At 68.8% G+C, this 3145-nt stretch carries 4 protein-coding genes; 2 read left to right on the forward strand and 2 right to left on the reverse strand.

Annotated features, from left to right (window positions below):
* Positions 1 to 890, reverse strand: an 890-nt coding sequence (gene mreC, locus AC27IO_RS22160) for a rod shape-determining protein MreC (RefSeq protein ID WP_498740788.1), incomplete at its 3' end; no start/stop codon positions are given.
* A 181-nt stretch (positions 891 to 1071) separates the two neighbouring features.
* Positions 1072 to 2115 (reverse strand): rod shape-determining protein, encoded by a 1044-nt coding sequence (locus AC27IO_RS22165; RefSeq protein ID WP_092745880.1) that lies wholly within the window; start codon positions 2113 to 2115, stop codon positions 1072 to 1074.
* Positions 2116 to 2322: 207 nt separating this feature from the next.
* On the opposite strand from AC27IO_RS22165, the gene gatC reads away from it, so the two are divergent.
* Entirely contained in the window at positions 2323 to 2622 is a 300-nt protein-coding gene (gene gatC, locus AC27IO_RS22170; protein WP_284394626.1) for an Asp-tRNA(Asn)/Glu-tRNA(Gln) amidotransferase subunit GatC, read from the forward strand.
* A gap of 10 nt (positions 2623 to 2632) precedes the next feature.
* Positions 2633 to 3145: amidase family protein (locus AC27IO_RS22175; protein WP_498740791.1), on the forward strand; the 513-nt coding region annotated here is incomplete at its 3' end.

Raw genomic sequence — 3145 nt, forward strand, 5'->3', positions numbered from 1 at the left:
GCGGGCGCAGGCGCGGGGCGCTGCGGCAGGTCGGCCGTGAGCGGCTTGAGCACCAGCACGTGGCGCGCGCCGTTCACCTGCGCCAGCGGCGCGCAGTAGATGCGGGCGAAGGCCGAGTCGGCGCGCCGCTCCACCCGCACCACACGGGCCACGGGCAGCCCCGGCGGATACAGGCCGTCCACGCCGCTGGTGGTGAGGAGGTCGTTTTCCTGCACGTCGGCATTGCCGGGCATGAAGCGCAGCTCCATCCCGCCGCCGTGGGCGATGACCGGATCACCATAGGCCACGCTGCGCGCGCCGGTGCGCAGGTTCATCACGGGAATGGCCTGGTCGCGGTCGATGAGCAGCGTCACCTCGCTCAGGAACGGGTGCACGCGGGTGACCTGGCCCAGCATGCCGGACTCGTCCATCACCGGCGAGCCGAGTTCGACGCCCGCCACCTGGCCCTGGTCGATCATCACGCGGCGGGTGTAGGGATCGGCGGCGTCGTAGATCACCTGCGCGGCCTGCGACGGCGTCGTCAGGCGCTCGCGCAACTCCAGCAGCTTGCGCAGCCGTGCGTTCTCCTGCAAGAGCTGCTCGGCCTGGTTGGCGCGCTCGGACATCTGCGCCATGTTGCGGCGGGCCGTGTCGGCATCGGCCTGGGCCACCTGCAGCGACTGGAAGTAGCCCGCCCCCTTGGCGGCGAACTCCACCGGCTGCAGCATGGTCCACTGCAGCGGGTAGAGCGCCACGGCCACGGCCTTGCGCAGCGGATCGGTCACCTGGAACCGGGCATCCGCCACCATCAAAAACAGCGCCAGGGCGCTGTAGAGGGCAAGTCGGGAGCGCGGCGAGGGCCCTTGCTTGAAGAAGGGCGGCGCGGACCGTTCGAGCGTACCGAGGGGCATGGGCAGGCAGGCCGTGGGATCAGGCGACAACCGGCCAGGCAGCGGCCGGGGGCGGCGCCAAGTGCGCGGCAGCGGTGGCCCGCCCGCAGCCCTGCACGCCCGGCAGGAGCGGAAGGAGGACGGCCAGCGGTTGATCCATGTCTTTTTCCAGGGCCCCGGCTTCGCGCCAGGGCCGGGCGTGTCACTCGCTCGTGAAGATGCTGCCCTGGCGGTCCATGCGCTCCAGCGCAATGCCGCACCCGCGCACCACGCAGGTCAGGGGGTCTTCAGCGACCAGCACCGGCAGGCCGGTTTCCTCGGCCAGCAGGCGGTCCAGGTCGCGCAGCAGGGCGCCGCCGCCGGTGAGCATCATGCCGCGCTCGGCGATGTCGGCACCCAATTCGGGGGGCGTTTGCTCCAGCGCGTTCTTGACGGCGGAGACGATCTGGTTGAGGGGGTCGGTGAGCGCCTCCAGCACCTCGTTGCTGGAGATGGTGAAGCTGCGCGGCACGCCTTCGCTGAGGTTGCGGCCCTTGACTTCCATCTCGCGCACTTCGGAGCCGGGAAAGGCCGAGCCGATGTTCTTCTTGATGGCCTCCGCCGTGGGCTCGCCGATCAGCATGCCGTAGTTGCGGCGGATGTAGCTGATGATGGCCTCGTCGAACTTGTCGCCGCCCACGCGGACGCTGCCCTTGTAGACCATGCCGCCCAGCGAGATCACGCCCACCTCGGTGGTGCCGCCGCCGATGTCGACCACCATGGAGCCGGAGGCTTCGGAGACCGGCAGGCCGGCGCCGATGCCGGCGGCCATGGGCTCTTCGATCAGGTACACCGCGGTGGCACCGGCGGCCTCGGCCGCATCCTTGATGGCGCGGCGCTCCACCTGGGTGGAGCCGCAGGGCACGCAGATGATGATGCGGGGGCTGGGGGTGAGCAGGGTGCGGGGGTGCACCATCTTGATGAACTGCTTGATCATCTGCTCGGTGATCACGAAATCCGCGATCACCCCGTCCTTCATCGGACGGATGGCTTCGATGTTGCCGGGCACCTTGCCCAGCATGGCCTTGGCTTCGCGGCCGACGGCCTGGATGACTTTCTTTCCGTGGGGGCCGCCTTCGTGGCGGATGGCGACGACCGAGGGTTCATCGAGCACGATGCCCTTGTCGCGGGCAAAAATCAGGGTGTTGGCGGTGCCAAGGTCAATCGCAAGGTCGGTGGAGAAGTACCGACGGAAAGCTCCGAACATTCAAAAATCCTCTCAGGCACGGCATGCACGTCGGCCTGCCATCGCCGGGTGATATTAGGGGGTGTTTATTGGATTTTTTCGCACAATGACCGGCAGTTGGGAGGGTATTGCGGCAAAGCCGGGATAATACCGCATCCCCTGTGAATAACTCCCTCCGGCATGGCCCGGATTTCAGCTTTACATCCGGTTTCCCACCCCCCTTCCCCTATGGCACTGACACCCCAGGACATCGGTCGCATCGCCAATCTGGCGCGGCTCGAATTGAGTTCGGACGACAGTGAGCGCATGCTCACGCAGATCAACGGTTTCTTCGGCATCGTCGAGAAGATGCGGGCTGTGGATACTACCGGCATCGCCCCCCTCGCGCACCCGGTCGCCGCCGTCCAGGCCGTGGCCCTGCGCCTGCGCGAGGACATCGCCAGCGAACCCGATCAGCGCGAAGCCAACCAGCGCAGCGCGCCGGCCGTGGAGAACGGCCTGTTCCTGGTGCCCAAGGTGATCGAATGAGGGCGCCCCGATGATCACTCACTCCACCACCGCATTGCACGATCTGGGCGTGGCCGCCCTGGCCACCGAACTGCGCGAGCGCCGCGTCTCCGCCGTCGAAGCCGCCCAGCACTTCCTGGCGCGCGCCGCCGCCCACCAGAATCTGGGCGCCTACGTCGCCGTGAACGAAGAAGCCACCCTGGCGCAGGCCCGTGCGCAGGACGCGGCCATCGCGGCCGGCACGGCGGGCCCGCTGGCCGGCGTGCCCATCGCCCACAAGGACATCTTCGTCACGCGCGACTTCCCCAGCACGGCCGGTTCGAAGATGCTGGCCGGCTACCAGTCGCCGTTCGACGCCACCGTGGTCGGCCAACTGGCCCAGGCCGGCGCCGTCACGCTGGGCAAGCTCAATTGCGACGAGTTCGCCATGGGCTCGGCCAACGAGAACTCCGCCGTGGCCCCGGTGGGCTTCGATGCGCCCGCGCCGGTGCGCAACCCCTGGGACGCCAGCCGCGTGCCGGGCGGCTCGTCGGGCGGCAGCGCC

It is taken from the genome of Acidovorax sp. KNOB132 (assembly GCF_057541515.1).

Coding starts and splice junctions, on each gene's coding strand:
- AC27IO_RS22165 (WP_092745880.1), bottom strand. CDS start 2,115: ATGTTCGGAGCTTTCCGTCGGTACTTCTCCACCGACCTTGCGATTGAC.
- gatC (WP_284394626.1), top strand. CDS start 2,323: ATGGCACTGACACCCCAGGACATCGGTCGCATCGCCAATCTGGCGCGG.